24 protein-coding genes are annotated in these 25572 nt (G+C 70.5%); 13 read left to right on the top strand and 11 right to left on the bottom strand.

Annotated features, from left to right (window positions below):
- Window positions 1-9 precede the first annotated feature (9 nt).
- The gene (locus Q1B08_RS04100) at window positions 10-339 is read left to right on the top strand and encodes an iron-sulfur cluster assembly accessory protein (protein WP_299815169.1); all 330 of its coding nucleotides are present in this window, start codon (window positions 10-12) and stop codon (window positions 337-339) included.
- Here the strand turns inward: Q1B08_RS04100 and Q1B08_RS04095 are convergent.
- From Q1B08_RS04095 to ndk, 3 genes are all read right to left on the bottom strand, one after another.
- Complete coding sequence (locus tag Q1B08_RS04095) at window positions 323-1687, bottom strand: MATE family efflux transporter (RefSeq protein ID WP_299815166.1); 1365 nt, start codon at window positions 1685-1687, stop codon at window positions 323-325. The genes Q1B08_RS04100 and Q1B08_RS04095 overlap by 17 nt on opposite strands.
- A gap of 40 nt (window positions 1688-1727) precedes the next feature.
- Complete coding sequence (locus Q1B08_RS04090; RefSeq protein ID WP_299815163.1) at window positions 1728-2216, bottom strand: hypothetical protein; 489 nt, start codon at window positions 2214-2216, stop codon at window positions 1728-1730.
- A 120-nt stretch (window positions 2217-2336) separates the two neighbouring features.
- A complete protein-coding gene (gene ndk, locus Q1B08_RS04085) occupies window positions 2337-2759 on the bottom strand; it encodes a nucleoside-diphosphate kinase (protein ID WP_299815160.1) in 423 nt (140 codons plus the stop codon).
- A gap of 103 nt (window positions 2760-2862) precedes the next feature.
- On the opposite strand from ndk, the gene Q1B08_RS04080 reads away from it, so the two are divergent.
- From Q1B08_RS04080 to Q1B08_RS04070, 3 genes are all read left to right on the top strand, one after another.
- Window positions 2863-4710: an ABC-F family ATP-binding cassette domain-containing protein gene (locus tag Q1B08_RS04080; protein ID WP_299816332.1), complete on the top strand. Its 1848-nt coding sequence runs from the start codon at window positions 2863-2865 to the stop codon at window positions 4708-4710.
- A gap of 70 nt (window positions 4711-4780) precedes the next feature.
- Window positions 4781-5392 carry a MarC family protein gene (locus Q1B08_RS04075; RefSeq protein WP_299815157.1) on the top strand — a complete coding sequence of 204 codons (612 nt, stop codon included), beginning with the start codon at window positions 4781-4783 and terminating at the stop codon, window positions 5390-5392.
- A gap of 75 nt (window positions 5393-5467) precedes the next feature.
- Entirely contained in the window at window positions 5468-6055 is a 588-nt protein-coding gene (locus Q1B08_RS04070; protein ID WP_299815154.1) for a TIGR02281 family clan AA aspartic protease, read from the top strand.
- 103 nt (window positions 6056-6158) lie between these two features.
- On the opposite strand, the gene Q1B08_RS04065 is transcribed toward Q1B08_RS04070, so the two are convergent.
- Both Q1B08_RS04065 and Q1B08_RS04060 read right to left on the bottom strand, forming a co-directional pair.
- On the bottom strand, window positions 6159-6623 hold the full coding sequence (locus tag Q1B08_RS04065) for a DNA polymerase III subunit chi (protein ID WP_299815151.1): 465 nt from the start codon (window positions 6621-6623) through the stop codon (window positions 6159-6161).
- Window positions 6616-8103, bottom strand: a complete 1488-nt coding sequence (locus Q1B08_RS04060) for a leucyl aminopeptidase (protein WP_299815146.1) — start codon at window positions 8101-8103, stop codon at window positions 6616-6618. The genes Q1B08_RS04065 and Q1B08_RS04060 overlap by 8 nt, the downstream gene beginning before the upstream one ends.
- A gap of 189 nt (window positions 8104-8292) precedes the next feature.
- Between Q1B08_RS04060 and lptF the strand changes: the two genes are divergently transcribed.
- From lptF to rsmA, 6 genes are all read left to right on the top strand, one after another.
- Window positions 8293-9420 (top strand): LPS export ABC transporter permease LptF, encoded by a 1128-nt coding sequence (lptF, locus tag Q1B08_RS04055; RefSeq protein ID WP_299815143.1) that lies wholly within the window; start codon window positions 8293-8295, stop codon window positions 9418-9420.
- Window positions 9417-10514 (top strand): LPS export ABC transporter permease LptG, encoded by a 1098-nt coding sequence (gene lptG, locus Q1B08_RS04050; RefSeq protein WP_299815140.1) that lies wholly within the window; start codon window positions 9417-9419, stop codon window positions 10512-10514. The genes lptF and lptG overlap by 4 nt, the downstream gene beginning before the upstream one ends.
- On the top strand, window positions 10511-12646 hold the full coding sequence (gene lptD, locus Q1B08_RS04045; protein ID WP_299815137.1) for an LPS assembly protein LptD: 2136 nt from the start codon (window positions 10511-10513) through the stop codon (window positions 12644-12646). Before lptG ends, lptD begins: the two co-directional genes overlap by 4 nt.
- Window positions 12647-12656: 10 nt before the next feature.
- Entirely contained in the window at window positions 12657-13850 is a 1194-nt protein-coding gene (locus Q1B08_RS04040) for a peptidylprolyl isomerase (protein ID WP_299815135.1), read from the top strand.
- The gene (gene pdxA, locus Q1B08_RS04035; protein WP_299815132.1) at window positions 13831-14838 is read left to right on the top strand and encodes a 4-hydroxythreonine-4-phosphate dehydrogenase PdxA; all 1008 of its coding nucleotides are present in this window, start codon (window positions 13831-13833) and stop codon (window positions 14836-14838) included. The genes Q1B08_RS04040 and pdxA overlap by 20 nt, the downstream gene beginning before the upstream one ends.
- Before the next feature lie 94 nt (window positions 14839-14932).
- A complete protein-coding gene (rsmA, locus tag Q1B08_RS04030; RefSeq protein ID WP_299815130.1) occupies window positions 14933-15769 on the top strand; it encodes a 16S rRNA (adenine(1518)-N(6)/adenine(1519)-N(6))-dimethyltransferase RsmA in 837 nt (278 codons plus the stop codon).
- Between the two features lie 4 nt (window positions 15770-15773).
- Here the strand turns inward: rsmA and Q1B08_RS04025 are convergent, their stop codons facing one another.
- From Q1B08_RS04025 to prfA, 3 genes are all read right to left on the bottom strand, one after another.
- On the bottom strand, window positions 15774-16574 hold the full coding sequence (locus tag Q1B08_RS04025) for a DUF4167 domain-containing protein (protein WP_299815127.1): 801 nt from the start codon (window positions 16572-16574) through the stop codon (window positions 15774-15776).
- A gap of 183 nt (window positions 16575-16757) precedes the next feature.
- The gene (prmC, locus tag Q1B08_RS04020; RefSeq protein ID WP_299815124.1) at window positions 16758-17525 is read right to left on the bottom strand and encodes a peptide chain release factor N(5)-glutamine methyltransferase; all 768 of its coding nucleotides are present in this window, start codon (window positions 17523-17525) and stop codon (window positions 16758-16760) included.
- Window positions 17522-18589: a peptide chain release factor 1 gene (gene prfA, locus Q1B08_RS04015; protein WP_299815121.1), complete on the bottom strand. Its 1068-nt coding sequence runs from the start codon at window positions 18587-18589 to the stop codon at window positions 17522-17524. Before prfA ends, prmC begins: the two co-directional genes overlap by 4 nt.
- Window positions 18590-18665: 76 nt before the next feature.
- Here prfA and Q1B08_RS04010 point away from each other — a divergent pair, with 76 nt between their 5' ends.
- Window positions 18666-18899, top strand: coding sequence for a hypothetical protein (locus Q1B08_RS04010; protein ID WP_299815118.1), 234 nt, complete (start codon window positions 18666-18668; stop codon window positions 18897-18899).
- 2 nt (window positions 18900-18901) lie between these two features.
- Here the strand turns inward: Q1B08_RS04010 and Q1B08_RS04005 are convergent, their stop codons facing one another.
- Entirely contained in the window at window positions 18902-19318 is a 417-nt protein-coding gene (locus Q1B08_RS04005; RefSeq protein WP_299815115.1) for a DUF6314 family protein, read from the bottom strand.
- A gap of 107 nt (window positions 19319-19425) precedes the next feature.
- On the opposite strand from Q1B08_RS04005, the gene purB reads away from it, so the two are divergent.
- The gene (purB, locus tag Q1B08_RS04000) at window positions 19426-20739 is read left to right on the top strand and encodes an adenylosuccinate lyase (RefSeq protein WP_299815112.1); all 1314 of its coding nucleotides are present in this window, start codon (window positions 19426-19428) and stop codon (window positions 20737-20739) included.
- A gap of 13 nt (window positions 20740-20752) precedes the next feature.
- Here the strand turns inward: purB and Q1B08_RS03995 are convergent, their stop codons facing one another.
- Window positions 20753-21286, bottom strand: coding sequence for a BLUF domain-containing protein (locus Q1B08_RS03995; RefSeq protein WP_299815109.1), 534 nt, complete (start codon window positions 21284-21286; stop codon window positions 20753-20755).
- Between the two features lie 382 nt (window positions 21287-21668).
- Window positions 21669-22955, bottom strand: coding sequence for a guanine deaminase (gene guaD, locus Q1B08_RS03990; RefSeq protein WP_299815106.1), 1287 nt, complete (start codon window positions 22953-22955; stop codon window positions 21669-21671).
- A gap of 92 nt (window positions 22956-23047) precedes the next feature.
- Between guaD and mgtE the strand changes: the two genes are divergently transcribed.
- A complete protein-coding gene (mgtE, locus tag Q1B08_RS03985) occupies window positions 23048-24463 on the top strand; it encodes a magnesium transporter (protein ID WP_299815103.1) in 1416 nt (471 codons plus the stop codon).
- Window positions 24464-25572: the final 1109 nt, after the last annotated feature.

Raw genomic sequence — 25572 nt, 5'->3', positions numbered from 1 at the left:
GCTAACCCCATGGATCTCGCCCTGCCCCCCAAGGTCACGCCCCGCGCGTTCGAGCGCCTGTCGGAGATCGGCGCTGCCGGTCAGGGCAAGGCGCTTCGCGTCGCGGTCGAAGGCGGCGGCTGCTCGGGATTCCAGTACCAGATCGAGCTCGATGCGCCGGCCGAGGGCGATCTGGTCCTCGAGGGCGCGGGGGAGAAGGTCGTGGTGGACGAGGTGTCGCTGCCGTTCCTGTCGAACGCGGTGATCGACTTCGCCGAGGAGCTGATCGGCGCGCGATTCACGATCGACAACCCCAACGCCGCCTCGAGCTGCGGTTGCGGCGTCAGCTTCGCGATGTGAGCGGCGCGCCGCCCGTGAGGCGGACGAAGCGGGCCGTCAGCGTTACCGTCGCCGCCGCGAGGCCCACGACGAGGCCGAGCCAGATGCCCTCCGGCCCGAGGCCGAGCGGAAAACCCAGAAGGTAGCTCGCCGGAATGCCGAGGCCCCAATAGGCCCCGATCGCGTACACCATCGGCCGCCGCGTGTCCTGCACCCCCCGCAGGAGGCCGAGCGCCATGACCTGCCCCGCATCGACGAGCTGGAACAGCGCGGCCAGCATCAGGAGCCGTATCCCGAGCGTTCGGATCACGGCCGCATCCGGGTCCGCCGGGTCGAGGAACAGGTCCACCAGCACTCTTCCCGCGCCGAAATAGAGCAGGATCGCAAGAAGCACCGCGCCCCCCGACAGCAGGAGCGCGGCCTGCGCCGCGCGGCGCAGGCCCGTCGCGTCCCCCTGCCCCCAGGCACGCCCGACGCGGACAGTCGCGGCCTGGCTGAGGCCCATATGGACCATGAAGGTCAGCCCCGCGATGCCGATGGCGATCCCGTGGGCGGCCAGCGCCACCGTGCCGAGCGCCCCCATCATCAGCGCCGAGGCGGCGAACAGACCGGATTCCGACACATGCGTCAGCCCGATGGGCCAGCCGAGGCGCAGTATGTCGTTGAAAATCGGCCAGTCCGCCCGATGGAGGTTCCGGAACAGATCGAACCGCGCCATGCCGGGTCCGCGTGCGGCATAGGCCGCGAGCACCGCGACCGACAGTGTCTGCACCGCGACCGAGGCGATGGCCGCGCCGCGTATGCCCAGCTCCGGCAGGCCCAGATTGCCGAAGATCAGCAGCCAGTTCACGCCTGCGTTCAGCACCGCCGCCGCCAGCGTCGCCCAAAGCACGATCCGCGTATGCTCGAGCACCGAAAGGTGGCTGCGGAACGTCGCGGTCAGGAGCGCCGGCAGCATGCCGATCCCTGCGATGCGCAGATAGGCCTGTGCGTCGGCGGCCACCTGCGCGGTCTGGCCGAGTGCGAGGAGGATGGCCTCGGACCAGAGGAAGGCCGGCAGCATCGCCAGCGCGGTGAGCGTCGAGAGCCAGATGCCCATCCGCGTGACCCGCCGCACCGCGACCTCGTCGCCGCGCCCGAGCGCGCTTGCGGCCATCGGCACGCAGGCGACCGCGAAGCCCGAGCCGAGCACGAAGAGCGAGAAGAAGACCGTATGCCCCATCGTGCCCGCCGCAAGGGCCTCCACCGAGTACCGCCCGAGCATCAGCGTGTCGGTCAGCCCGATCAGGATCTGCGCGACTTGACTGCCCACCAGAGGCAGGCCCAGCACGATGGTGCGTCGAAGGTGTCTGGCGAGCGTCTCGGACATGCGCGGGCGCTACGCGAGCGCCCCCGGCAAGGCAATCGGGTCAGCTGCAGCGGCGCTCTTGCGCGCGGTGGACGACCTCGTCCACGGCATCCCGCGCAAGGAGCAGCATCTTGCGGTCGGCCGGGCCGCGGATGACCTCCACCGCGGCGCAGATCGCGCTGCGGAGCCGGTCGCCGTCGGCGATCACCGCCGCGAGGCCCGTCCCCTGCGTCAGGTCGCGCAGCTCGCTGCGGAACGCCATCGCGACGGAAACGTCCGGCGCCGGCGGCGCACCACGCTCCCGGAGCATGTCGGCAAGTCCGGCCAGAAGCACGGTGAGCGTGTCGTGCCAGGCGACCAGCAGGGCAACGTCGCGTTCGGCGACGCGGCCGACGTCGATCCGCCCATCCGCGTCGCTCGCGACCCGCTGAACGTGTCTCAGTCGGCGAATCGTGACCGCCGAGGGGCAGGCCACCGTTCCGCCGCCGACCGCCCTCCGGACAGTCTGGAAATGAGCCGCCATACGAGGCGGCGGGGCTGATTCAATCATCGCACGGCTCCTCTTGCAGGGCTGAACACCTGCAAGAGGGCCGGGTTCCGCGTAACCGTCCGGAAAGAAATCGCCGTGCGCCAAGGATTTGTTAACGATTCCTTAAGCGCTCTCACGCGTTCAGCCGACGAGTTCGAGCCCCGAGAAGAAGTACGAAATCTCCTCCTTCGCCGTGTCCGGCCCGTCGGAGCCGTGCACCGAGTTCTCCCCGATCGAGACCGCGTAGTCCTTGCGGATCGTGCCGGCCTCGGCCTCCTCGGGATTGGTCGCGCCCATCACCTCGCGGTTCTTCGCGATGGCGTTCTCGCCCTCGAGGACCTGCACCACGATCGGCTCGGAGGACATGAACTCGCAAAGCTCGTCGTAGAAGGGACGCTCCTTGTGGACGGCGTAGAACGTGCCCGCCTGCGTCTTTGTCAGGTGGATGCGCTTTGCCGCGACGACGCGCAGGCCGGCCTCCTCCAGCTTGGCCGTGATGGCGCCGGTCAGGTTGCGCCGCGTGGCGTCGGGCTTGATGATCGAAAAGGTGCGTTCGAGGGCCATGCGCGTGCTCCGTGCGTAAAGGTTCGGCGGGCCTCTAGCAGCGGTGCCGGGCGAAGGGAACCGCGTGTTGACAAGGGGCGAGAGGCCCCGCATGGGCACGGCCATGCTGCAGATTACCGACCTGACCTATTCCGTCGCGGGCCGTCCCCTCTTCGAAGGCGCCAGCGCCACGATCCCCGAAGGCCACAAGGTCGGCCTCGTGGGACGCAACGGCACCGGAAAGACGACGCTGTTCCGCCTGATCCGGCGCGAGCTCGCGCTCGACGCGGGCGAGATCGCCCTGCCGTCCCGCGCGCGGATCGGCGGCGTCGCGCAGGAGGTGCCGTCGTCGGAGACGAGCGTGCTGCAGACCGTGCTCGACGCCGATACCGAACGCGCGAGCCTCATGGCGGAGGCCGAAACCGCCACGGATCCGACCCGCATCGCCGAGATCCAGACCCGGCTGCAGGACATCGACGCCTGGTCCGGCGAAGCGCGGGCTTCGAGCATCCTCAAGGGGTTGGGCTTCGAAGTCGAGGAACAATCGCGCCCCTGCTCGGCCTATTCAGGCGGCTGGCGGATGCGCGTGGCGCTGGCCGGCGTCCTCTTCGCCGAGCCCGACCTGCTGCTTCTCGACGAGCCGACGAACTATCTCGACCTCGAGGGCGCGCTCTGGCTCGAGAGCTATCTCGCGCGCTACCCGCATACCGTGATCATCATCAGCCACGACCGGGGCCTTCTGAACCGCGCGGTCGGCGGCATCCTGCATCTCGAGGAAAAGGGCCTGACCTACTATACCGGCCCCTACGACAGCTTCGTGCGGATGCGGGCGGAGAAGCGCGCCGGGCTCGCCGCGGAGGCCGCCAAGCAGGAGGCGCGGCGCAAGCACCTCCAGAGCTTCGTCGACCGCTTCAAGGCCAAGGCGTCGAAGGCCAAGCAGGCGCAGTCCCGCGTGAAGATGCTGGAACGGATGGAGACGATCACCGCGCCCGAGGACGCGGCCCGCGTGGTCTTCACCTTTCCCGCGCCCGAGGAGTTGTCGCCGCCCATCGTCCGCCTTGAGAGTGCTGCCGTGGGCTATGGCGGAGAGCCGGTCCTGAAGCGGCTCAACGTGCGGATCGACCAGGACGACCGGATCGCGCTTCTGGGCCGGAACGGCGAGGGAAAGTCGACCTTCTCCAAGCTGTTGGCGGACAAGCTTCAGGCGTGCGAGGGCAGCAAGATCGCGTCGGGCAAGCTGCGCATCGGCTATTTCGCGCAGCATCAGGTGGACGAGCTGCATGTGGACGAGACGCCGCTCGACCACATCCGCCGGGAGCGGCCCGACGACGCGCCGCCGAAGCTGCGCGCCCGTCTCGCCTCCTTCGGGCTCGGCGTGGATCAGGCGGACACGCTGGTGGGCAAGCTGTCCGGGGGGCAGAAGGCGCGGCTGTCGCTCCTGCTGGCGACGCTCGACGCCCCGCACATGCTGATCCTCGACGAGCCGACGAACCACCTCGACATCGAGAGCCGGGAGGCGCTGGTGGAGGCGCTGACGGCCTATACCGGCGCGGTCGTGCTGGTGAGTCACGACATGCACCTGCTGAGCCTTGTGGCCGACCGGCTGTGGCTGGTGAAGGGCGGCACCGTCGGGCCCTACGACGGCGATCTGGAGCAGTATCGCAAGATGTTGCTGCAGGGCGAGGAACGCCCCGCAAAGGCCGGTAAGGAAAAGAAAAAGGCGCCCGCTGGACGGGACCGGATGCTGGAGCTGCGCTCCGAGGCGCGCAAGGCCGAGGCGCGGGTGAAGAAGATCGACGAGATGCGCGACAAGCTCGCGAAAAAGCTGGCCGATCCCGCGCTTTACGAGAACGGGCGTGCCAACGAGCTCGAGACGTGGAACAAGAAATACGCCGAGTTGATGGAGGCGGCCGACCGGGCCGAAGCGATCTGGATGAATGCGATGGAAACGCTGGAGAAGGCGGAGGCGTGACCCGCGGCGGGACGTGTTACGGCCGTGTTACCGCTGTGTTACGGCTGTGTCACATCCGTGGGACATCTCCATGACGCTGACCGAACTCGTCACGGCGTTCACCGCCCTTTTCGTGATCATGGATCCGATCGGGCTCGCCCCGATCTTCGTCGCGCTGACCGCCGGCATGTCGCGCCGCGCGCGGCGGGGGATCGCGATCCGCGCCTGCGTGGTGGCCGCGGGCATCCTCGTTCTCTTCGCGCTGGCGGGCGAGGCCGTGCTGGCCTTCCTCGGCATCTCCATGCCCGCCTTCCGGATCGCGGGGGGCTTGCTGCTGTTCCTCACCGCGCTCGAGATGCTGTTCGAGAAGCGCACCCAGCGGCGGGAGGGCCAGGCGGACGCGCCGGTCAGCGATCCGTCGGTCTTTCCGCTCGCGATGCCGCTGATCGCCGGGCCGGGCGCGATCGCGACGATGATCCTGCTGACCGACGAGGCGGCGCCGCTGGGCGCGGCGCAGGCGATCGGCGTGATGCTCGCGGTGGTCGCCGTGGTGTTCGTGCTCTTCGAGCTCGCGGGGCCGATGGAGCGGCTCCTGAAGGCCACGGGGATCAACGTCGTGACCCGGCTTCTCGGCATGCTGCTCGCCGCGCTCGCGGTGCAGTTCGTGCTCGACGGGCTGGCCGGGCTGCAGACCGGGGGATGAGGGTCGGACGGCGCGCCGTTCACCATCGCGACAGATGCGAGTGGCAAACGCCGCGCCGGTGCCTAGATACGTGCCATGACCGGCGACGACACCGCACAGCTTTTCTACCTGACGCTTCTCGGGGTGGCGCTGCTCGGGTCCGTCCTGTTCGGCTTTCGCGGCCGCCTCACGCAGGCCGCGCAGCAGGCGGCGGTCTGGTTCTTCATCTTCGTCGGCGCGGTCCTCGTCTTCGGCAACTGGGACGCGGTGCAGCGCGCCGCCCTGCCGCGACAGAGCATCGTGACGAGCGAGGACGGCGTGATGATCGACGTGCCCCGCAGCCGCGACGGGCATTACTATATGCGCCTCGCCGTCAATGGGGAACCGGTGGATTTTGTCGTGGATACAGGGGCATCCGATCTGGTGCTGAGCCGCGACGACGCGGCGCGCGTGGGGCTCGACCCCGACGAGCTGCGTTATTACGGGCAGGCCTACACGGCGAACGGCACGGTCGGCACGGCCGACGTGACGCTTGACGAGGTCCGTCTGGGCAAATTGACCGATCGCGGCGTCCGCGCCGTGGTGACGGAGGGCGACCTGTTCCAGAGCCTGCTCGGGATGAGCTACCTGCAGCATTTCGGCCGCATCGTGATCGAGGACGGGCATCTGCAGCTGATACGCTGAGGGGCCACGATGATCGGAACGCGTGAGGCCCTTCCCGCCCGATGCCGCCCGTCCCCGGGGCGACAAACAAGCAGGGCGCTCCCATCTGCTACTTGTCAAAGCCTTACGGGACGTTCTTCGACGCCTTCTCGGCCCATTTTCCGGTTTCCTCCGACCAGTAGCGCGCGGCGCAGCCCCGGTCGGTGAGGATCTTCCACTGCTCGCGCGCGCGGCCCAGCGCGGCGCCGTCGAACCCGTCGAAGAGGATGCAGGCGCGCTTCAGGCCGGGCAGCTCGCTCGCCGCGACCTCGGCGCCGTCGAGGGACATCAGGCAATCCGGCCGGTTCGCGCCCGCCCCGGTCGTGAGCAGGATCGGCTGGCGCGCGTCGTGCGGCCCGCCGGCGAGCCCGTGCGGCAGGAATGAGTCCGGCGGCCCGTCCCAGAGCGTCGCGTCGAGCCGTTCCAGACGCGCCCGTTCCCGCCCCCGCACGGCGATCCGCCAGCCCTGCGCGCGCGCGCGGGCAAGGAGCGTGGCGAGCGTCGTCTCGACGGGATTGCGGGTCAGGTGGTAGAAATAGACCTCACCCATCGCCCTTCTCGTAGCCGTCGCGGATCAGCCGGTCGAGCGCGCGCACGCCCCATCCCGTCGCACCGGCGGGCGCGAGGGCGGAGGACGACTTGAGCGAGGCCACGCCCGCGATGTCGAGATGGATCCACGGCGTCTCGTCCTTCACGAAACGCTTCAGGAACTGCGCCGCGGTGATCGAGCCGGCGGGGCGGCCCCCCACGTTCTTCACGTCGGCCACGCGGGATTTCAGCATGTCGTCGTAGGCCTTGCCGAGCGGCATCCGCCACGCCCCCTCGCCCGTCGCCCGCGCGGCGCCGAGGAAGGCGTCGGCGAAGCCGTCGTCGTTGGAGAAGACGCCCGCGTTCTCGTGGCCGAGGCCGATGATGATGGCGCCCGTCAGCGTGGCGAGGTCGATCATGGCCGAGGGCGCGAACCGCTCCTGCGCGTACCACATCACGTCGCACAGGACGAGGCGGCCTTCCGCGTCGGTGTTGATGACCTCGACCGTGTCGCCCTTCATGGAGCGCACCACGTCGCCCGGCCGCTGCGCCCGCCCGTCGGGCATGTTCTCGACGAGGCCGACGAGGCCCACGACATTGGCGCGGGCCTTGCGCGCGGCGATGGCGTGCATCACGCCCGCGACCGTGCCGGCGCCGCCCATGTCCATCGTCATGTCCTCCATGCCGGCGGAGGGCTTGATGCTGATGCCGCCGGTGTCGAACACGACGCCCTTGCCGACGAGGGCGAGCGGCTGTTCCTCGCCGCCGCCGTTCCAGCGCATGACGGCGACGTAGGACGGGCTTTCCGACCCCTGCCCCACGGCGAGGAGCGTGCGCATGCCGAGCCGCTCCAGCTCCGCCTCGTCCAGGATCTCGACCTCCACGCCGAGCTCGCCCAGTTTCCGCAGCCGCTCCGCGAATTCGGTCGTGGTGAGCACGTTGGCGGGCTCGTTCACGAGGTCGCGGGTCAGGAACACGCCCTCGGCCACGGCGCGCAGGCCGGCGAAGGCGGCCTCCGCCTCCTCGGGCTTCGCGGTCAGGACGGTGATCGGCTTCGGCGCCGCCTCCTCCCCGTCGTCCTTCGACGTCTTGTGGGCGTCGAAGGCATAGTCCCGGAGCGCCGCGCCGAACACGATCTCGGCCAGTTGCCGGTGCGCGCCGGCCAGGATCGTGAGCGGGTGCCGGCCGCGAAGCTGCACGAGATTCGCCCCGCCGTCCCGCGCGTCCCCCGGCTTCGCGCGGGGCGCGAGACGCAGGATGGCCACCGCCGTGGCGGCGAGACCGGCGGGATATTTGAGCTCCAGCACATCGCCTTCGTCCAGCTTCGCGAAGGCCTCGGATTCGGCGGCCCGTTTCACCGCGCCCTTGGTCAGCCGGTTCAGCCGCCGCGCCTCCGTGCCGAGCTTGCCGCCTTCGGGCACGATGCAGGCGATCACGCCTTCGGCGGTCGCGAGGGCGTCGAGGTCGGTCGGGGCGAAAGTCACGGGGGCGAGCGTTGTCATGGGCATCCTCGGTTCGGAACGGGCGCGTCCGGCTGGGGGTTCGGCATGGGTTTCGGGGCGACCCTATGCCCGCCGCGCGGGACATTCCAGCCGATGCGCGCGATCAAGGTTTGATGCGCCGCGACAACCCCGCTAGGAAATGGACACCTTTGCCCCGCGACGTCGGCAGGGGCGGCAGCCGGGGGCCCGTTGACACTCTTCGACCGATATCTCGCGGGACGGCTCTTGGCCTATTTCGGATTCTTCAGCCTCGTCCTCGTCGCGGTCTACTGGGTCAATCGCGCGATCGGGCTGTTCGACCGGCTGATCGCCGGGGGGTCGAACGTCGCGACGTTTCTCGAGTTCACCGCGCTGGCGCTGCCCAACGTCGTCTACGCCGTGCTTCCGGTCTCGGCGCTGGTGGCGACGCTCTACGGGCTGAACCGGCTGTCCGCCGACAGCGAGATGGTGGTGGCGCAGACCACGGGGCTTTCGCCCTGGCGGCTGGCGCGGCCGGTCCTGCTGTTCGGGCTCGCCGTGGCGGTGATGGTCTCGGTGCTGGGCCACGTCCTCGTGCCGCTGTCGCGCACCGCGCTCGCGGAGCGGGGCGAGGCGCTGTCGCAGGACGTCACCGCGCGGTTCCTGAAGGAGGGCGAGTTCCTGCATCCCGGTTCCGGCGTCACCGTCTATGTCCGCGCGGTCACGCCCGAGGGGGAGCTTCTGGGCCTGTTCCTGCAGGACCGGCGCAGCCCCGCGGTGCGCACCTCCTACACGGCGGAGCGCGCCTTCCTCGTACGGGCGGCGGGGGAGACGCGGCTCGTGATGTTCGACGGCATGGCGCAGACGCTGGATGTCGAGACGCGCAGCCTCGTGGTGACCACGTTCGACGACTTCGCCTACGACCTCGCGGGGCTCGCCGGCGGAAGCGACGTCGCGCGGCGGCGCGATCCGCGGGAGATGTCGACCGCGACGCTGCTGCGCGCCGATGCGGCGACGCAGGCGGAGACGCGGGCGGACGTGGCGGAGCTTCGCGTGGAGGGGCACGCGCGCTTCGCGGAGGCGCTCTTCGCGCTCGCGCTGCCGCTTCTCGCGCTCGGCTGCATGATGCTTGGCGGGTATTCGCGGCTTGGTCGCTGGCGGCAGATCCTCGGCGCCGTGGTCGCGGCGGTGACGCTGGAAATGCTGGGCAACGTCGCGGAGAACGCGGCCGGGAACGACGCGGCGCTCTGGGGGCTGATGTACGCGCCGGCGCTGCTGACGGCCCTTCTGGGCGCGGCGCTCGTCTGGCGCGACACCCGCGGCCCGCGCCTGATCCGCCCGCGGGAGGGGCTCGCGTGACGCTGCAATACTACATCGCCCGGCGGTTCCTCGGGCTTGTCCTCGTTGTTTCGCTGGTCTTCACGGGGCTTCTGGTGCCGATCGACCTGATGGAGCAGCTGCGCCGGCTCGGCGACGACGGCGCGGGGATCGGCGACGGGCTGCGGCTCGCGGCGCTGAACCTGCCGGCGGCGCTCTACCAGATCCTGCCGCTTATCGTGATCCTGTCGACGCTGGCGCTGTTTCTGTCGCTGTCGCGCTCCTCCGAGCTCGTGGTGATCCGCGCGGCGGGACGCTCGGCGCTCCGGGCGGCGGCGGCGCCGGCGGTGACGGCGTTCCTTCTGGGCGTCGCCGCGCTGGTCGTCGTCAATCCCATCGTCGCCGCCACGCAGGCCGCCTACGAGCGCGAGGTGGCGGGGTTCCGCACCGGCATCAGCAGCGTCCTGTCGGTAAGCGAGGAAGGCGTCTGGCTGCGGCAGGGCGACGGCGCGGGACAGACGGTGATCCGCGCCGGGCGGGCCTCGCTCGACGGGACGATCCTGTTCGAGGCGACCTTCATCGCCTTCGACGCCGAAGGCTCCCCGGTGGAACGGATCGACGTGGAGCGCGCGGCGCTGGCCGAGGGCGAATGGCTCCTGCGGAACGCCAAGACCTGGCCGCTCGGCACGTCGGACAACCCCGAACGCGACGCCACGGTCGCGCTTCAGGCGACGATCCCCTCCTCGCTCACCCGCGCGCAGATCCGCGACAGCTTCGGCGTCCCCTCCTCGATCCCGATCTTCCAGCTGCCGGGCTTCATCGCGCAGCTCGACGCGGCGGGCTTTTCGGGACTCACGCACCGCATCTGGCTGCAGACGGAGCTCGCCAATCCCACGATGCTCGCCGCGATGGTGCTGATCGGCGCGGCATTCTCCATGCGGCACGCCCGGGCGGGACGGTCGGGGCTGATGGTCCTTTCGGCGCTGCTTCTGGGCTTCGGCATCTTCTTTCTGCGCAACTTCGCGCAGGTCCTCGGCGAGAACGGGCAGCTGCCGGTCTTTCTCGCCGCCTGGGCGTCGCCTGTCGCGGCGGTGCTGCTTTCCCTCGGGATCATCCTGTTTCTGGAGGACGGATGACACGCTGGCTCCTCCTCGCGGTCCTTGTCTGCCTGCCGTTCGGCGTTCCGGCGCAAACCGGGCCGGCCACGCTGGTCGCCGACCGCATTTCCTTCGACGAGGCGGTGCTGACCGCCGAGGGCAACGTGGAGATTTTCGCGGACGGCCGTGTGCTGCGCGCCCGACGGATCACCTACGAGCGCGGGGCGGACCGGATCTCCGTGGAAGGCCCGCTCACGCTTCTGGACGGGCCGGACCGCATCCTCGTCGCGGACTACGCCGAGCTCGGCGCCGACCTGCGCCGATCGGTCGTCGCGGGCGCGCGGCTCGTCCTCGACCAGCAGCTGCAGATCGCGGCGACCGAGGTCGCGACCGGGGCCGAAGGGCGCTACACGCAACTCTACCAGACCGTCGCCTCCTCCTGCGAGGTCTGTGCCGCCTACCCGGTCCCGATCTGGCAGATCCGGGCGCGGCGCGTCGTCCACGACCGCGAGGAACGGCAGCTTTATTTCGAGAACGCGCGCTTCGAGGTGGCGGGCGTACCGGTCGCCTGGTTCCCCCGGCTGCGCCTTCCCGACCCGACGCTGGAACGGGCAACGGGCGTGCTCGCGCCGCGCTTCTACTCCGACGACCTGCTCGGGACGGGGGTGGAGGTGCCCTACTTCATCACGCTCGGCCCCTCGCGCGATCTGACCCTGCGTCCCTTCGTGACCAATCAGGAGACGCGGAGCCTCGGCTTCCGCTACCGGCAGGCCTTCGATTCGGGCGACATCGTCGTCATCGGCGCCGCCTCGCGCGACGAGGTGCGGCCGGGCGAGTTGCGCGGCTACGTCTTCGCCGAGGGGATCTTCGACCTGCCCCGCGATTACCGGCTCGAATTCGACCTCGAGGGCGTGTCGGACGACAATTACCTCCTGAACTACGACATCACGGAGAAGGACCGCCTCGACAGCCGGCTGGCCATCACCCGGGTCGACCGGGACGACCGGTTCCTGGCCGAAGTGATCGCCTTCGACACCTTGCGGGCGGGCGAGCGGAACCGGTTCCAGCCCACCCCCGTCCTCACGGTCGAGCGTCAGCGGCGCGAGCCCCATCCGGTGCTGGGCGGCGATCTGGTCTGGACGCTGCAAGCCCATGCCCGGCGGCGCAAGGCGAGCGAGGTGCCCGCGGGCCGCCCGGGCGACGCGGCGCGCGACGTAGAGCGGATGTCGGGCGCCGTGGCCTGGCGGCGGACGCACCTGACGGCCGACGGGCTGGTCCTGACCGGGCTGGCCGGGCTCGACCTCGACGCCTATTCGGTGCGTCAGGATCCGGACTTCGCCGAGGACACGACCTTCGCGCGCGCGGTGCCCCATGCCGGCCTCGAGATGCGCCTGCCGCTCGCCAAGGGGACGCCGTCCGCGGTGCGCCACGTGATCGAGCCGGTGGCGCAGGCCCTGTTCGTGCCGAGCGACGTCAAGCGCACGCCCGACGAGGACAGCCTCACCCCCGAATTCGACGAGGGGAACCTGTTCGCGATCTCCCGCTTCGCCGGGCGCGACCGGCGCGAGCTCGGCAACCGGCTGAACGTGGGCCTGAGCTACACGCGCTTCGATCCGTCCGGCTGGCAGACGGGCGCCACGCTGGGCCGGGTCTGGCGCGACCGCGACAACGAGCAGTTCCGGGAAGGCACGGGGCTCGACGGGACGGCCTCCGACTGGCTCCTCGCGATCTCCGCGGCGGACGGCGACCGCTTCGGCGTCGAGAGCCGGGCGCTCTTCGACGATGCGCTGGACTTCACCCAGTCGGAGACGATCCTCGGCTGGCGGGGGGCGCGGCACCTGCTGGAGACGCGCTACACCTGGCTCGAGGAGGACGCGAATGCGGGCCGGCCGCTCGCCACCTCCGAATGGGAGCTCGACGCGGCCTACGACCTGACCCGCGACTGGACGGGCCGGGTGAACTGGCGATATGAAGCCGTCACGAACGACGCCAGCCGCGCCGGGTTCGGTCTGACCTACCGGTCGGACTGCTTGACCGTGGCCTTCGACGTGGAGCGGCGCTTCACCTCGAACGACGATCTCGAGCCGTCGACGCGGTTCGGACTCGGGGTGGATCTGGCGGGGTTCGGCGCGGATGACGACCGCACCAGACGGCGGCGTTGCGGAATCTGAGGAGCAGGCGATGACGAGACTTCTGGCGGCGATGCTTGTCGCCCTGTGCACCGCGACCGGGCCCGCCGCCGCGCAGCAGCCCTTCGCCGCGGCCGCGACGGTGAACGGCATGGTGGTGACCAACTACGCCGTCGACCAGCGCGCGCAGTTCCTGTCCCTCCTGCGCGCGCCCGACACCGACCGGGCGAGCGTGACCGACACGCTGATCGACGAGACGCTGCAGGTCGAGGCGGCCCGGCTGGCGGGGATCGAGGTCACCGAGGAGGAGCTCGCCGAGGGCATGACCGAGTTCGCCGGTCGGGCGGACCTGTCGGCGGAGGCGTTCACGGCCGAGCTCGAACGCGCCGGCGTGGCCGCGGAGACGTTTCAGGACTTCGTGCGGAGCGGCCTCTACTGGCGCCGTCTCGTGCAGGCCCGGTTCGGAGAGCGTGCCCGGCCGGAGGACCGCGAGGTGCGGCGGATCGTGGATCGCGGGCCGGAGGGCGAGATCCGCGTCCTGCTTTCGGAGATCGCGCTGCCCTTCACGCCCGAGAACCGCGCCGAGGTGGAGGCGCTGGCCGAGCGCCTGTCCGGAACCCTGCGGGGTCAGGCCGCCTTCGAGGACGCCGCGCGGACCTATTCGCGCGCCTCCTCCGCGCGCACGGGCGGGCGCGTCGACTGGCTCGCGCTGGCCGGTCTCGCGCCGCCCATCGCCGGGGAAGTCCTGACGCTCGCGCCGGGCGAGGTGACGGAGCCGATCAATCTGGGCAACTTCATCGGCCTGTTCCTGCTTCGCGACCTCGACGATCAGGCCGGCGCCGCGACGGTGGAGCGGATCGACTACGCCGAATACCTCATACCCGGCGGCCGGAGCGTGGCGGCGTTGCAAGCGGCCGCCGCGCTCGACGCGCGCGTCGATGTCTGCGACGACCTCTACGGCGAGGCGCGGGGCCGGCCGGAGGGGACGCTGACCCGTCAGGACGCGGCGCCCGACGCCCTGCCGGCCGACCTGCGTCAGGAGCTCGCGAAACTCGATCCGGGCGAGGTGTCCACGCTGCTCACGCGCGGCGATTATCTTCGCGTCGTCATGCTGTGCGAACGGCAGGTCGCCACGTCCGAGGACGCTTTCGAGCGCGTGGGCCAGCAGATCCTGAACCAGCGCCTGACCGGCCTCGCCGACGGCTACCTTGCCGAGCTTCGCGCCGATGCCGTCGTCACCCGCTGACGGCCCCGCCCCGCTCGTCGTCACCTGCGGCGAGCCGGCGGGGATCGGGCCGGAGGTCGTCGCGAAGGCGCGGGCGCGTGTCGCGGACGTGCCGTTCGTCGTGCTGGGCAATCCCGACCATTTCGCGGGCCACGGCGTCGCGGTCCGCGTGGTCGACACGGTGACGGACGCGCGCGCGGACGCGCTCTGCATCCTGCCGCACGACATTCCCGGCCCCGCGCGGCCCGGCCGTCCCGACCCCGCGCAGGCGACGGGCGTCGTTTCCGCCATCGCGCGGGCGGTCGCGCTGGCGAAGACCGGAGAGGCCGGCGGCATCGTGACCGCGCCGATCCACAAGAAGGCGCTGAAGGACGGGGCGGACTTCGCTTATCCGGGGCATACCGAATACCTCGCCGCGCTCGCCGACGGGGCGGACGTGGTGATGATGCTGGCCTGTTCCGAGCTGCGCGTCGTGCCGGCCACGATCCATGTCGCGCTGGAGGCGGTGCCGGCGCGTTTGACGCCCCCGCTTCTCGAGACCGTGCTGCGTGTGACGGAATCCGGGCTTCGCCGCGATTTCGGCATCGCCGCGCCGCGGATCGCCGTGGCCGGGCTCAATCCCCATGCCGGCGAGGGCGGCACGATGGGACGGGCGGAGGTCGACTGGATCGCACCGCTCGTGGCGCGCCTCGGCCCCAAGCTCGGATGCTTCGGCCCCCTGTCCGCGGACACCATGTTCCACGCGGAAGCGCGGCGGACCTACGACGCCGCGGTGGCCATGTACCACGACCAGGCGCTCATCCCGATCAAGACGATCGACTTCGCCGGAGGCGTGAACGTGACCCTGGGCCTGCCCTTCATCCGCACCTCGCCCGATCACGGCACGGCCTTCGACATCGCGGGCACCGGTCGCGCCGATCCGACGTCGATGGCGGCGGCGCTGCGAATGGCCTGGGACATGGCGCATCGGCGGCAGGGCCGGCCGTCCCCCGTGGCGAGCGTCCGATGAGTATTCGGACCAGGACGAAAACGGGGCGTCGGCGCGGCGGAAACAGCCGCCGCGCGTCGCCTGCGCCCGACGATCGCCCGCGGGGCCGCACGACGTGAGCCGGATCGACTCTCTGCCGCCGCTGCGCGAGGTGATCGCCGCCCACGGGCTTCGCGCCAAGAAGTCGATGGGTCAGAACTTCCTGCTGGACCTCAACCTGACGGCACGGATCGCGCGCGCCTCGGGACCGCTCGACGGCGCCTCCGTACTGGAAGTGGGGCCGGGCCCCGGCGGCCTGACGCGCGGGCTTCTGGCCGAGGGGGCACGCCGGGTTCTGGCCGTGGAAAAGGACGCGCGTTGCCTGCCGGCGCTGGCGGAGATCGCGGCGGCCTATCCCGGGCGGCTCGAAGTGGTGGCGGGCGACGCGCTCGACGTGGACGTCGCGATGCGGCTGGACCGGCCGTGGCGCGTGGTCGCGAACCTGCCCTACAATGTCGGGACGGAACTGCTCGTGCGCTGGCTCACGCCCCGCGACTGGCCGCCGGCTTGGGAGAGCCTGACGCTGATGTTCCAGAAGGAGGTCGCGGAACGCATCGTCGCGGCGCCGGGCTCCAAGGCCTACGGACGGCTCGCTGTACTGGCGCAATGGCGCTCGGAGGTGCGGATCGTGCTGACGCTTCCGCCGGAGGCCTTCGCCCCGCCGCCCAAGGTCGCCTCCGCCGTGATCCACCTGACCGCGCTGCCGGAGCCACGCTTTCCGGCCGAGCCGGACGTGCTGGAGCGCGTGGTGGCGAAGGGGTTCAACCAGCGGCGCAAGATGCTGCGCGCGGCGTTGAAGGGGTTGGCGCCGGATATCGAGGACCGGCTGCGCGCCGCCGGGCTCGATCCGACCGCGCGGGCCGAGCAGGTGCCGGTCGAGGGCTGGTGCGCGCTGGCCCGGACGTTCGGCTAGGGCGCTAGCCCTCCGAGGTCGTCTCGCTCGGCGTCTGGCCCTCGTCCGACTTGGGCGTCTCGACGGCGGGCGCCTTCTTGCGGGGCCGGCCGCGCTTCGGCTTTTCGGGCTTGGGCCCGTCCTCGACAACTTGCGATTCCGGCGTCTCGACCGGACCGGTCTCGGCATCGGGGGCGTCGATCACCGTGGCGGCGTCCACCGGCTCGACGGGGGTCTGCGTCTTGCGCGGCCGGCCCGGCTTGCGGCGATTGCGCGGCTCGCCCTGGGCGGCCGCGTCGTCGCTCCGCGGCGCGTCGGCCGGCGCGTCCTGCTCCGGGGCCTGACGTTCGGTCCGGGCGTTCTCGTGCCGCTCGTCGCCGCGCGTGTCGGATTGCCGGTCGGCGCCCTGCGCCTCGGCGGGCTGGCGGTCGTTCTGCCGGTCGGACTGGCCCTGCGACCCGCTCTGGCGGTCGTTCTGGTTTCCGCCGCCGTGCTGGCCGCCGTGCTGGTTGCCGCCCGGCTGATTGCCGCTCGGCTGATTGTTCTGATAGTTCTGTTGGTTCTGCTGCCGGGCGTCCATTTCCTTCTGCGCGGCGGCGAGCATGCGGGTGTAGTGCTCCGCGTGCTGCTGGAAGTTCTCGAGCGCGACACGATCGCCGGACAGCTGCGCGTCGCGTGCAAGCTGATTGTATTTCTCGATCACCTGCGCCGGCGTTCCGCGCACCTTTCCCTCGGGTCCGGAGCTGTCGAAGACGCGGTTGACGATGTTGCCGCCCTGGGGACGGTTACGGCTCTTGTTCCGCGAACGGGACTTGCTGCTTCTCATGCGTGGGAAATTCCGCTGGTCATCTGCAGGGGGCGTCTCATGGCCGGGTGCCGGACCCGCCCCGCGGGTCGTCATGGTCCGGTGTCGGTCGGGCGTCGCAACCGGGGGCGGACCGGAGCCCGTCAACCGCTGGATGCCTGTCGGTTATGGAAGCCGGCGCCGCGAGTTACAAGTCGATTCTCGTCAAGTCGCCGCTTTTCCGCCGGCAACCACACGATCCCGGCCAGCCAGATCGCGACAAACCGCGATATCCGTCAATCCGGCACCGGCGAAGAGGGCGGAGACGGCATCCGCCTGCGTCGGGCCGATCTCCACCATCAGGCGGCCGCCGGGGGTCAGGCGTTCGGGCGCGTCGCGCGCGATCGTCCGGTAGGCGTCGAGCCCGTCGCCGCCGGGGCTGAGCGCGAGGGCGGGTTCGAAGCCGAGCTCGGGCGCGAGGGCGGGCAGCTCCGCCTCGGCGATATAGGGCGGGTTCGAGACGACGAGGTCGAAACGCCCCTCGACCCCGGCGAGCCAGTCGGCGCGGCGGAAGGCCGCGCGGTCCGCGAGCCCGAGCGCCGCCGCGTTTTCCCGCGCGACGTCGAGCGCGGCCTCCGACAGGTCGGTGCCGAGCCCGGTCGCCGCCGGCCGTTCGGCCAGAAGCGACAGCAGGATGCAGCCCGAGCCGGTGCCGAGATCGAGGACGCGCGCGAACGGCGCGGCGAGCGCCTGTTCCACCAGCGTCTCCGTTTCCGGACGGGGGTCGAGGACATCGGCGGTGACGCGGAACTCGTGGTTCCAGAACGCCCGGCGGCCGAGGATGTGGGAGACCGGCTCCCGCGCCGCGCGCCGGGCGATCCAGCCGGCGAGGGTCCGCGCGTCCGGCGCGGCGCGGGCCAGCACGTGGGCGTCGCGCGCCGGGTCCGGCACGCCGGCGGAGGAAAGGGCCGCGCGCGCCTCCCTCTCGGTCACGCCGACATCTCGGCCAGAAGCTGTGCCTGCAGGTCCGCGGTCAGCGCGTCGATCACCTCGTCGAGGTCGCCCTGCATCACCGCGTCGAGGCGGTAGAGCGTCAGGTTGATCCGGTGATCGGTCATGCGCCCCTGCGGGAAATTGTAGGTGCGGATGCGCTCGGATCGGTCGCCGCTGCCGACCTGCGCGCGGCGGTCGGAGGCGCGTTCGGCGTCGGCGGCGGCGCGCTGCGCCTCGTAGAGCCGGGCGCGCAGGACGTTCATCGCGATCTCGCGGTTGCGGTGCTGCGACTTTTCGGAGGAGGTGACGACGATGCCGGTCGGCAGATGGGTGATGCGCACGGCCGAGTCGGTCGTATTGACGTGCTGCCCTCCCGCTCCGCTCGCGCGCATCGTGTCGATGCGGATGTCGGTGGCGGGGATGTCGATATCCACCGCCTCCGCTTCGGGGAGGACGGCGACGGTGGCGGCGGAGGTATGGATGCGGCCGCCGGATTCGGTGGCGGGGACGCGCTGGACGCGGTGCACGCCGCTTTCGAACTTGAGGCGGGCGAAGACGTTGTCGCCCTCGATCCGCGCCACGAGCTCTCGCACGCCGCCGAGATCGGTCTCCTGCCGCTCCACGATCTCCATACGCCAGCCGCGCGCCTCCGCGTAGCGGCGATACATTGCCTCAAGGGCGCCGGCGAAGAGCGCGGCCTCCTCGCCGCCGGTGCCGGGCCGGATCTCGAGGATCGCGGGGCGGGCATCGGCCTCGTCCTTCGGCAGGAGCGCGAGCTGCAATGCCGCCTGCGCCGCCGCGCGCGCGCGCCGGAGCTCTTCCAGCTCCGCCTCGGCCAGTTCGCGCATCTCCGGGTCGGCAAGCATCGCACGGGCCTCGGCGATCTGGCCGTCGAGCGCGCGAAAGGCGCGGACGCGGTCGGCGATCTCCCGCAGCTCGGCGTATTCGCGCGTGAGCGCGCCGATCTCCTCGGACGACGGCCCGGCATTCAGCCGCGCTTCGAGATACTCGAACCGGGCGAGGATCTGGTCGAGGCGGTCCTCGGGGATGGCGGGCGCGTTCATGGCGGCGTGATGGTGCGGGGGCGGGACTAGGTCAAGGGCGCCCGGTCTGCTAGGATCGCGGCCGGAGGTTCCGCCGATGCGACCCCTCACGCTCGCGCTTTGTTTCGCCGCTCTGCCCGCCCTCGCGGATACGACCGCGCCGTCCGGGCGGGCGATCGAATGCTATTGCACCGATTCGACCGGCGGCCGCGTCGAGATGGGCGAGCGGATCTGCCTGACCGTGGGCGGCCGGGTCTTCGTGGCCCTTTGCGCGATGTCGCTCAACGTGCCGATCTGGCGCGATACCGGAGAGGCCTGCCCGCTCGGATGAGGTCAGGCGCGCGCGGGCCGGTCGTAGCGCGTCAGGGCCCGGTAGTCCTTGCGCGGCCCCGTCACGCGCCAGCGCACCGACCAGCGGGGCCAGGCGCCGAAATCGTAGCGCAGGTGGTAGAGGTCGGGCGCGCAATCGTGCCGCGCCGCCGCGTCGTCGGTGATGCAGTGGAACGGCCGGCCGTCGGCGAACAGCACCTCGATCCCGTGCGGCGTGGCCCGCCAGAGCGTTTCGCGCCGGGCGGCGAAACGTTGGCCGCCCTGCCGGAGCGTGCCCGCCTCGACGCAGTGCAGCAGCGTGCCGTCGGGGGACCAGACGCTTTCGCCCGCGAACCGCGCCCACGTCCCGTCGGCGTGGCGCAGGACGCGCCGCGTCCTCCAGGTTCCGGCCAGCGCGGCGAGACGTGAGGCAGGGATCATGCGGCTTCCTTGCGGGGGCGGCTGGCGCATCCTATGACGCGCGCGACCCCGCCGCCAGCCGTCCGGCCCTGAACCCTCGCGGCGTCCGCCCAACGAAAAGGCCCGCCATGATCCCCCGCTATTCCCGGCCCGAGATGGTCGCGATCTGGTCCCCCGAATCGAAGTTCCGCATCTGGTTCGAGATCGAGGCGCATGCCTGCGACGCCATGGCGGAGATGGGCACGATCCCGCGGGAGAACGCCGAGGCCGTCTGGACGGCGCGGGACGCCGAATTCGACGTGGCGCGGATCGACGAGATCGAGGCGGTGACGAAGCACGACGTGATCGCCTTCCTCACGCACCTGTCGGAGATCGTGGGCGCCGACGCGGCGCGGTTCGTTCATCAGGGGATGACCTCCTCGGACGTGCTCGACACGACGTTCAATGTGCAACTCGTCCGCGCGACCGACCTTCTGATCGCGGACATGGAGGCGCTGCTCGCCGCGCTGAAGCGCCGGGCGTTCGAGCACAAGGACACGATCCGCATCGGCCGCAGCCACGGCATCCACGCGGAGCCCACGACGATGGGCCTCACCTTCGCGCGCTTCTACGCCGAGATGGACCGCAACCTGCGACGCCTGAAGACGGCGCAGGCGGAGGTCGCGACGGGCGCGATCTCCGGCGCGGTCGGCACCTTCGCCAATATCGATCCGGCCGTGGAGGCGCATGTCTGCAAGAAGATGGGCCTCTATCCCGAGCCGATCAGCACGCAGGTCATCCCGCGCGACCGCCACGCGGCCTTTTTCGCCGCGCTCGGCGTCGTCGCCTCCTCCGTCGAGAACGTCGCGACCGAGATCCGGCACATGCAGCGGACCGAGGTGCTGGAGGCGGAGGAGTTCTTCTCGAAGGGCCAGAAGGGCTCCTCCGCGATGCCGCACAAGCGCAACCCGGTCCTGACGGAGAACCTGACCGGGCTCGCCCGCCTCGTGCGCTCCGCGGTGACGCCCGCGCTCGAGAACGTCGCGCTCTGGCACGAACGGGACATCAGCCATTCGAGCGTGGAGCGGATGATCGGGCCGGACGCGACCGTCACGCTCGACTTCGCGCTGGCACGGCTCACCGGGGTGATCGACAAGCTCGTCGTCTATCCCGAGAACATGCTCGCCAACATGAACCGCTTCCGCGGCCTGGTGATGAGCCAGCGCGTCCTCCTCGCGCTGACGCAGGCCGGGGTGAGCCGGGAGGACGCCTATACCCTCGTGCAGCGCAACGCGATGAAGGTCTGGGAGGCGGGCGCCGACTTCCAGACCGAGCTGCTGGAGGACGCGGACGTCCGTGCCGCCCTGTCGGAGACGGAGATCCGGGAAAAGTTCGACCTGGGCTACCACACCAGGCACGTCGACACGATCTTCGTCCGCGTCTTCGGCGACGCCGAGGGCTGACGCCCCGGCGCGCTCAAGCGGGCCGCCCGTCCGTGCCTTGCGACTTGTTGTTGGAGCAGAGCTCGGGCACCCTGCCGTTGTCGGACCCCGCGTTCACGAGCGGACGGTTCACGGTCACCCTTGGGCCGATCTCGTCGTGCCCGCGCTCTTCGTCGATCGCGTCCGCCATCATGTCGATCAGGCCCTTCGCGTCGAGCTGCACCAAGGGGGCGTGGAACGGGCCGCCCTCGCCGGCGTGACCGATCGCGGACGGAGTGATCTCCGCGAAGGCCATGTCCCACCCGTCGAAAAGGCGGAACCGGCGCGTGCCCCGCTCCAGCGTTCGGATGTCGCGGTGGCGCCAGTCGGACCGTATCATCGCCTCGATCTTATCGAGATTGCCGACGGGACCCTCGATATACTGCGCGTAGTGCAGGCCGACACGATGGAGGTAGCCCGTCAGGCCGAGTTTCCTGTTCCGCGCCCGGGCGGAAAGATAGATCAGTCCGTCCTCGACGGAACGTAGCCGAGAGACCGCCTCCGATATGTAAATCCAGTATCCGAACACGTCTCGACCTCCGCCGTTTCGTTCATCAATAATTAGGGTTACCAAAGCGTTAAGTCGTGAAATTCCATTATCGCCCTCGGCGGTCGTCCGCCTGAACGGGTCGTGGCGCCGCACGCGGGTCTGCGACCGTACGCCCCCCTCCCGCAACCGTTTGCGCGTCGATTCGCCGGGATGCTGTCAGCATTTCGCGATTGCGTTCCAATGCACCACGTTCGGAGCCAGGGACCCGAAGGAGACGATGGAAACCCTTCTCGCGGCCGCCGGAGCCCGGTCCTTGCCGACTGCGACTACAGCGAACACCGGAAGGCGGCGATCACCTGCGCGCGCGGCGCCGCACCCGGCACCGCGAGCGGAACCTGCGCGGCCGAGGCCGACGGCCAAGCTACGGGCGGCGCAGCATCGCCTGCCCCGCAACATAGGTCTGCGCGACTGCGCGGTCGTCACCCATCATGATCGTCGGGAAGACGGATTCCCAGATATCCTCCGCCTGCCCGGCCCGCTGGGCGATGGCCGGCGTCGAGGCGAGGTCGAGCACCACGAGATCCGCCGCTCCGCCGATGGCGAGGCGGCCCACCTCCTCGGTCTGCAGCGCGCGCGCCGAGCCCTCGGTCGCCAGCCACAGGAGCTGCGCCGGATGCAGCGCCGTTCCACGGAGCTGCGCCACCTCGTAGGCCGCCGCCATCGTCCGGAGCATGGAGAAGTTCGAGCCGCCGCCCGTATCGGTGGCCAGGCCCACCCGCATCCTCGCGGCCAGCCCCATGTCGAAAAGGCCCGACCCGATGAAGGTGTTGGAGGTCGGGCAGTGGATCGCCGCCGCCCCGACCTCGGCCAGCCGGTCCCGTTCCCGCTCCGTCAGGTGGATGGCATGGCCGTAAAGCCCGCGCGCGCCGAGCAGTCCGTGCTTCTCGTAGGTATCGAGATAGTCGCGCGCCTCCGGAAAGAGGCTCCGGACCCAGGCGATCTCGTCGGTCTGCTCGCTCAGATGCGTCTGCATCAGGCAATCGGGGTGCTCCGCCCAAAGCGCGCCGAGGGCCTCGAGCTGCGCTGGCGACGAGGTCGGCGAGAAGCGCGGCGTAATGACATAGGCGGCGCGGCCCCGCCCGTGCCATCGTTCGAGCAGCGCGCGGCTGGCGTCGTAGGCCGAGTCCGGCGTGTCGCGCAGGTTCTCGGGCGCATTGCGGTCCATGCAGGTCTTGCCGGCCCAGATCGCCATGTTCCGCGAAGCGGCTGCGGTGAAGAAGGCATCGACGCTTTCGGGGTGGATCGTGCAGAAGCTGCACATCGACGTCGTCCCGTGCGCGAGCGCGAGGTCGAGGTAGCAGTTCGCGATCTCGGCCGCGTACTCCGCGTCGCCGAATCGCGCCTCCTCGGGGAAAGTATAGGTCTCGAGCCAGTCGATCAGGCGCTTGCCCCAGGAGGCGATGATCGCCGTCTGCGGATAATGCACATGCGCGTCCACGAAGCCGGGCAGGATCAGCGCCTCGTTGTGATCGATCCGGTCCGCCTGCGGATAGGCGGCCAGAAGCGCGTCCACGGGCCCCGCCGCCGCGATGCGACCGCCGTCGATCGCGATCGCGCCGCGCCGCTCGTGACGCGCGGCCTCTGTCGGCGGAACGGCAAAGGGATCGGCATCGAAGGCGAGCGTCTGGCCGAGGATCAGCGTGGTCATGGCCCCCCCTACTCCGCACCGAAAATGGTCGCTACCCCTCGCGGCCCGCCCGCGCTATCGACGGCGCGACACCCGCCGATCGAGGACATGCCATGACCGAGCCGGAGCCGCGAACTGACGCAGAGACCGACCTCCTGACACGCCCCGAGGAGGCGGACGAGGAGGCCGCCCTCGATCAGCCGCGCCTGCGTCTGGTGCAGGAGGCGATCGAGGCGGAGGACGGACCGTCAATCGACGCGTTGCTCGAGCCGCTCCACGGCGCCGACATCGCCGACCTCCTCGAACAGCTCGACGAGGGGCCGCGACGGGCCCTGCTGCGCCTGTGGTCGGGCGGCATCGACGGTGAAATCCTGTCCGAACTCGACGAGGGCGTGCGCGAAGAGATCCTGCGCGAGCTTTCCAGCGAGGACATGGCCGACGCCGTCCGCGAACTCGAGACCGACGACGTCGTCGACCTGATCGAGAACCTCGAGGACGAGAGCCACGCCGACGCCATTCTTGCCTCGCTGACGGATATCGACCGCGTCGCGGTGCAGCAGGCGCTGACCTATCCGGAATATTCCGCGGGCCGTCTGATGCAGCGGGAGGTGGTGATCGCGCCGTCCTTCTGGAACGTCGGTCAGGCCATCGACCACCTGCGCGGCGCCGATGAGCTGCCGGCGCAGTTCTACCACGTAATTCTCACCGATCCCCGGATGCGTCCCGTCGGCTACGTGACGCTCGGCAAGCTGCTGGGCGCATCGCGGGACACGCCGCTGGCCGATATCGAGGAGGAGAGCTTTCGCACCTTCGAGGCGAACGAGCCGGAGAAGGACGTGGCCTATGCCTTCAACCAGTACCACCTAATTTCCGCGCCGGTGGTCGATGCGGACGACCGTCTTCTCGGCATCATCACCATCGACGACGCGATCCGCATCCTCGACGAGGAGGCGGAGGAGGACATCCTGCGTCTGGCCGGCGTCGACGCGGAGGAATCGCTGTCGAACCGGACCCTCGGCGTCGTCCGACGCCGTTTTCCCTGGCTCGCCGTCAACCTCGTCACGGCGATCCTCGCCTCGCTTGTCATCTCGCAGTTCGAGGGCGTCATCACCGAGATCGTCGCATTGGCCGTGCTGATGCCGATCGTCGCCTCGATGGGCGGCAATGCCGGGACGCAATCGTTGACGGTCGCGGTGCGCGCGCTTGCCACGCGCGACCTGACAGGCGCGAATCTCTGGCGCGTGATCCGGCGGGAAGTGTCCGCGGGCGCGATCAACGGCGCGGCCTTCGCGATCATCATGGCTGTCGTGGGGCTCGTCTGGTTCGGATCGCCGATGCTGGGCGCGGTGATCGCGGTGGCGATGGTCATCAACCTCGTCATCGCCGGGCTCGCGGGCGTCGGCATCCCGGTCATCCTGGAGCGCGTCGGCGTCGACCCGGCGCTCGCTTCGGGCGCCTTCGTGACCACCGTGACCGACGTGGTCGGCTTCTTCGCCTTTCTCGGCCTCGCCGCGCTCTGGCTGCTCTAGCGGGTTCGCCGGCGAATCGCCGTATCCGGACACGCCGCCGTAGCGGTGTCGCTTTCGATCTGTCCCGATAATCCGACGAAGGCGCCGAGGCGATGGTTCTCGCTGTCACGGTGACAGCAGCGGGTATCTGATGCCTGAACCGGTCTGCGGTCAGTCGAGTGCGTATCCTGCGGCGCTGAAGACGTTCCGGCCCTCCCCGGGATCGAACAGGCCGCCGATGTCGGCGGGGGCATGGAGACGGGGATCGCGACGGTGGCGGGCGACCGGGCTGGGGCGAGCCGGGTCTCGACGTGGATGCCGAGCGCAGCCCGGTCCATCGCGTCGCGGGTGAGCCCGGGGCGCGATCCCAGCGTCGCGGTTGAGCCCGACGATGACGGTCCGCGGCTTCCCGCGCCCGAACGGCGTCGTGCCGGACAGCCGTTCGCCGGCAGCGCTCCGGCCGCGCGGGCGATCTGCCAGGAGGGGAGGAAGACCGGCCGACGGGCCCTGTCGCGCCTGAAAGGCTGGCTCCGCATGGTCCGGTCATGCCGGACCGGCCTGATACCGGCCCGCGGACGCTCCCGTGCGGCCAGGCCTTTCCTTGCATGAAGCCCCGGTGCCTAGTGCCCGGTGGATCGGGGAGCGCCGCGCCGGCACGCCCCGCCTCCGGCGCCCCGACCGGCTCCAGCAGGGTCCAGCTCCTTCAGGGCGGTGTCCGGCGCCGCAGGGACGATCCCGGCCAGGAACGCCATGTGCGGTGCGGGCTTGCCCGCGGGTCCCGGTGCGCGACCCCGCCGCTTCGGGGCGACCGCCCCCCGGTCACGGCGATCGGACACCGACCGGATCGTCGGACTTGCGCCGACCCCGACCACCCGCGCTTATGACCTGCGGCGATGCGGCCGGGGATCCGCTCGCGACGATCCATCGCGTGGGACGTGCCCGTGTTCCACCTCTTGCCGAAAGCGAACCGGACGAACGACCCCGCGGGAATTCCGATGAGTCGGGATGGGGGCAGACCGCTTTAACCTCGGCAACGGAAATGCTTGCCGCCGTCAGACCGTGGCATCGTCCGTCAATGGACGTCCCGCAGGATAGACTTCACGAAAGCCCCGCTGAGATGGAGCCTTCGG

The organism is uncultured Jannaschia sp., from assembly GCF_947494025.1.
GTDB lineage: Bacteria > Pseudomonadota > Alphaproteobacteria > Rhodobacterales > Rhodobacteraceae > Jannaschia.
This window is presented reverse-complemented; position numbering and strand designations above follow the sequence as displayed.

What these genes read in the sequence shown, in the direction of transcription:
- Q1B08_RS04100 (WP_299815169.1), top strand. Translation starts at nt 10, where the DNA reads ATGGATCTCGCCCTGCCCCCCAAGGTCACGCCCCGCGCGTTCGAGCGC.
- Q1B08_RS04095 (WP_299815166.1), bottom strand. Translation starts at nt 1,687, where the DNA reads ATGTCCGAGACGCTCGCCAGACACCTTCGACGCACCATCGTGCTGGGC.
- Q1B08_RS04090 (WP_299815163.1), bottom strand. Translation starts at nt 2,216, where the DNA reads ATGATTGAATCAGCCCCGCCGCCTCGTATGGCGGCTCATTTCCAGACT.
- ndk (WP_299815160.1), bottom strand. Translation starts at nt 2,759, where the DNA reads ATGGCCCTCGAACGCACCTTTTCGATCATCAAGCCCGACGCCACGCGG.
- Q1B08_RS04080 (WP_299816332.1), top strand. Translation starts at nt 2,863, where the DNA reads ATGCTGCAGATTACCGACCTGACCTATTCCGTCGCGGGCCGTCCCCTC.
- Q1B08_RS04075 (WP_299815157.1), top strand. Translation starts at nt 4,781, where the DNA reads ATGACGCTGACCGAACTCGTCACGGCGTTCACCGCCCTTTTCGTGATC.
- Q1B08_RS04070 (WP_299815154.1), top strand. Translation starts at nt 5,468, where the DNA reads ATGACCGGCGACGACACCGCACAGCTTTTCTACCTGACGCTTCTCGGG.
- Q1B08_RS04065 (WP_299815151.1), bottom strand. Translation starts at nt 6,623, where the DNA reads ATGGGTGAGGTCTATTTCTACCACCTGACCCGCAATCCCGTCGAGACG.
- Q1B08_RS04060 (WP_299815146.1), bottom strand. Translation starts at nt 8,103, where the DNA reads ATGACAACGCTCGCCCCCGTGACTTTCGCCCCGACCGACCTCGACGCC.
- lptD (WP_299815137.1), top strand. Translation starts at nt 10,511, where the DNA reads ATGACACGCTGGCTCCTCCTCGCGGTCCTTGTCTGCCTGCCGTTCGGC.
- Q1B08_RS04040 (WP_299815135.1), top strand. Translation starts at nt 12,657, where the DNA reads ATGACGAGACTTCTGGCGGCGATGCTTGTCGCCCTGTGCACCGCGACC.
- pdxA (WP_299815132.1), top strand. Translation starts at nt 13,831, where the DNA reads ATGCCGTCGTCACCCGCTGACGGCCCCGCCCCGCTCGTCGTCACCTGC.
- Q1B08_RS04025 (WP_299815127.1), bottom strand. Translation starts at nt 16,574, where the DNA reads ATGAGAAGCAGCAAGTCCCGTTCGCGGAACAAGAGCCGTAACCGTCCC.
- prfA (WP_299815121.1), bottom strand. Translation starts at nt 18,589, where the DNA reads ATGAACGCGCCCGCCATCCCCGAGGACCGCCTCGACCAGATCCTCGCC.
- Q1B08_RS04010 (WP_299815118.1), top strand. Translation starts at nt 18,666, where the DNA reads ATGCGACCCCTCACGCTCGCGCTTTGTTTCGCCGCTCTGCCCGCCCTC.
- Q1B08_RS04005 (WP_299815115.1), bottom strand. Translation starts at nt 19,318, where the DNA reads ATGATCCCTGCCTCACGTCTCGCCGCGCTGGCCGGAACCTGGAGGACG.
- purB (WP_299815112.1), top strand. Translation starts at nt 19,426, where the DNA reads ATGATCCCCCGCTATTCCCGGCCCGAGATGGTCGCGATCTGGTCCCCC.
- guaD (WP_299815106.1), bottom strand. Translation starts at nt 22,955, where the DNA reads ATGACCACGCTGATCCTCGGCCAGACGCTCGCCTTCGATGCCGATCCC.
- mgtE (WP_299815103.1), top strand. Translation starts at nt 23,048, where the DNA reads ATGACCGAGCCGGAGCCGCGAACTGACGCAGAGACCGACCTCCTGACA.